Origin of the sequence: Crocosphaera sp. Alani8, assembly GCF_038442745.1 — a bacterium.
GTDB lineage: Bacteria > Cyanobacteriota > Cyanobacteriia > Cyanobacteriales > Microcystaceae > Crocosphaera.
This window is the reverse complement of the sequence record NZ_JARVCN010000338.1, coordinates 1-3,402: the sequence shown is the minus strand read 5'-3', so window position 1 is coordinate 3,402 and position 3,402 is coordinate 1. Positions and strand designations below refer to the sequence as shown.

Below are 3,402 nucleotides of genomic sequence, written 5' to 3'. Positions count from 1 at the left end.
CTTGTTTTAGGGAATCACCGTTCTTTAGCGGAGCGTAGGGCGGTGAGGATGTCAAAATTTTAGAAATCAACACATCAAAAGTCAGAAATAAAACCTGAAGTGTACCCTATAAGTCTGAGAAAACGTATATCGTTATAAGATAAGGTTATTACATCGATACAAACAGTGATTATGCACCCTGAACTAGAGAAATCATTACAAAAACGTCAAGCTCTCAAAATTATTAGTGGTTTGACCAATTTTGATACTAGCAAAGTTTCCGCCATCGCTAAGGCAGCCCAAGCAGGGGGGGCTACTTTTGTCGATATTGCCGCCTCACCCAGTTTAGTGCGTCAGGTTCGTTCTCTGATTGATTTACCCATTTGTGTATCTGCGGTAGAAGCCCAATTATTAGCAGATGCAGTGGAAGCAGGGGCAGATTTGGTAGAAATTGGTAATTTTGATGCTTTTTACGCCCAAGGGAGACGGTTTGCAGCTCCAGAAGTCCTCGCTTTAACCCAAGAAACCCGCGCCCTACTCCCCCACACTCCCCTTTGTGTAACAGTTCCCCATATTTTACCTTTGGACGAACAGGTAGCATTAGCGGAGAAGTTAGTAGAAGCAGGAGCTAACTTAATTCAAACGGAAGGGGGAACCAGTAGTCATCCTACCCATCCAGGTACTTTGGGGTTAATCGAAAAAGCCGCCCCCACTTTAGCCGCAGCCTACAGCATTTCTCGTGCTGTTTCTGTGCCTGTTATCTGTGCTTCTGGATTATCCACTGTTACTGTACCTATGGCTATTACTGCTGGTGCTTTAGGAGTTGGCGTAGGTTCGGCTATTAACCAACTCAACGATGAAGTGGCTATGGTGGCTGCAGTTCGTGCTTTGGTAGAATCCCTAGAAAACAGTTCTGTTAGGGTTAACGTTTAGATGATTGATGCTCTCCTGACTGATTATCAGGAGAGTAAGGCTGCCGATTTTTTATCTAGTAACAAAGTGGCATCGGAGTGTTTTCTTAAAAAAGAAGCAGGACAATTAGGAGAAATGTCATCTTTTAAGGTTTTTTGAATAATATCTGCTTTGTTTTCTCCTACTGCTAAACAGAGTATTTTTTGTGCGGACAAAATCGCAGGAATAGTGACAGTTAAAGCGTATTTTGGAACTTGGTCAAGGGTCTTAAAATGTCCTTGATTAACTTGTACCCAACGGGTTTGTTGGTCTAATTTAACGATTTTTACTCGGTGAGCATCATCAAAATTAGCTACTTGAGGCTCGTTGAAAGCTAAATGTCCATTGACTCCAACTCCCAAACAACATAAATCAATGGGGTATTGTTCAAGGAGTTTTGTGTAGCGATAGCACTCTTCTATGGGTTCTAAAGCGTCCCCGATTATGTAATTGAATGATTTAGGGTTAATCCGTTTTTCTACTTTTTCATGGAGATAGAAACGAAAACTAGCCGAATTATCTCCTTCAATACCTAAATATTCATCCAAATGTAATAGATTTATGCGCGACCAATCAATTCTTTGTTCAGCAATAATCAAATCAAGGAATTTCAATTGAGAATTTCCTGTTGCTAATAAAATTGTTGCTTCTGATTTGTTTTCTAGAACTTTCTCTATATAACTTTGACCAATTTTAGCTGCTTCGGTGGCGAGTTTCTCTTCCGTTTCGTAAATTTGAGTCACCAAGGAATCAACGTTTAAAACTTGATGGGATGTCATAATTAATTAGTCTGTATCATACTTGAGGATCGATCTTTTTTTCAGGTACCCCCGGAGACATTTTGGGGTTTTTAAGAGAATAGCCTTGTCGCTCTAAATTTTCAACAAATTTGTCTGGATCTTTACTATGATTGACTCCTTTTTCAAGTGACATTTTTCTTACTTTTTTTAGTTTAGCTTTTCGTCCCATTGGGTCTACTTTCCTATCAAGCTGTTTCTATGATTGTACCTCTTTTCACCATAGTTAGGCTAAGTTAATTAATATCACTTAACAGTTAGCAATGTCTCTAAGGTAACTGATTGATTCTAGGATTTACATAAGTAATAAAATTTTATATTTATACTTTAATCATCAAAAGCATATAAATCTTTCTCCTTTCCCAAAGCAAAACTTAAGGACTTTTTAAAACTAGCATTGGATTGACTGATAAATAATAAAAAACCGATAAAAGCAAAACTACTGCTAATAGTAAAAATAGTCTGATAATTTAAACTACTACCCAAACTTCCTACTAGGGGACCTGCTAAGGCATTTCCAATATCAAAACCACCCAAGCAAACCGAATAAACTCGACCTCTTTCATAACCAGAAGAACGATCAGAAATCAAAGCAATGATCGTCGGAAGCAAAGTCCCTGCACCAATACCTTCAAAAATAGCAGCTATTAATACTTGTTGTCCTCCTGTTGCTTGAGTTAAAAAGATCATAGAGACAAAATAACAAAGAAGGCTGATAGTTATCAATGGACCACGACCATAACGATCAGAAATAGAACCCGAAAACATCCGAGAAGAAAAACTAGCGATCGCTGCTGTTGTATAAAACCAACCTGCACTAAATCCTAATTCTGTTTCTTCGAGAAATAGGGGTAAAAATGTAATTAATGACCCGAATAATAACCCAATCATCAATAAAATCAGAGCAGGAATTCCTAAAGAACGACTGAGCAACATTTGCTTAAAATTACGACTTTCTCCCGAAATATTAGCCTTTTGCTGCTGATTAAACTGGGGTTTTTCAGGAATTGGCCCCAATAAAAACAAACCTAATAATCCAAAACTTGCCGAAGATATAAACAAAGCAGGATAGCCCCATATTTCTTGTAAGAAACCCCCCAAAGCAGGTCCAATACTCATACCAATAGGGGTTACTAAACTCATGTAACCGATTAATTCTCCCCGTTGTTTCATAGGGGATAAATCAACTACCAACGCACTATAAGCTGTTGTAAAAGCAGCGATACTCACCCCATGAATAGCACGAACTAAAATTAAAGGGAAAACAGACTGAATTAATAAATAACCCACGGGAGAAATTCCTGCTACAATTACCCCGATAGAAAGCACTAATTTACGACTTTTGGTATCGGCCAGATAACCCAAAAGAGTACGAGAACAAAGTAACCCAATGGCGAAACTCCCCATCACTAAACCGATCTGCGATCGACTTCCCCCAAGTTCTTTGATATAAGTGGGTAGTGTGGGTAATAAGGTGGTAATACTAATCCAAAAGAATAAGCCTATGACGGACAAAAACCCTAGACTGCGCCTTTGTTGCGGTGCGAGACTGCTATAAGCTGTCAAAATACTCACAGATAATATCCAATATTTACATAACTTAATATATATTTCATCTTAGACGTATCTTCTCAAAAAGCCAGGGGTCACTCGCTGCGAAAACTTAGGCCAAACA

Annotated in this window: 4 protein-coding genes; 1 reads left to right on the top strand and 3 read right to left on the bottom strand. The window is 38.6% G+C overall.

Annotation, left to right across the window (positions count from 1 at the left end; genetic code table 11):
- Positions 1-171 precede the first annotated feature (171 nt).
- The gene (locus P9B04_RS17570) at positions 172-912 is read left to right on the top strand and encodes a DUF561 domain-containing protein (protein WP_446718016.1); all 741 of its coding nucleotides are present in this window, start codon (positions 172-174) and stop codon (positions 910-912) included.
- A 26-nt stretch (positions 913-938) separates the two neighbouring features.
- Here the strand turns inward: P9B04_RS17570 and P9B04_RS17565 are convergent, their stop codons facing one another.
- From P9B04_RS17565 to P9B04_RS17555, 3 genes are all read right to left on the bottom strand, one after another.
- Positions 939-1,709, bottom strand: coding sequence for a glucosamine-6-phosphate deaminase (locus P9B04_RS17565; RefSeq protein ID WP_342056276.1), 771 nt, complete (start codon positions 1,707-1,709; stop codon positions 939-941).
- Between the two features lie 16 nt (positions 1,710-1,725).
- On the bottom strand, positions 1,726-1,863 hold the full coding sequence (locus tag P9B04_RS17560; RefSeq protein ID WP_342056275.1) for a hypothetical protein: 138 nt from the start codon (positions 1,861-1,863) through the stop codon (positions 1,726-1,728).
- 191 nt (positions 1,864-2,054) lie between these two features.
- Positions 2,055-3,302 (bottom strand): MFS transporter, encoded by a 1,248-nt coding sequence (locus P9B04_RS17555; RefSeq protein ID WP_342056274.1) that lies wholly within the window; start codon positions 3,300-3,302, stop codon positions 2,055-2,057.
- Between the last annotated feature and the right edge of the window lie 100 nt (positions 3,303-3,402).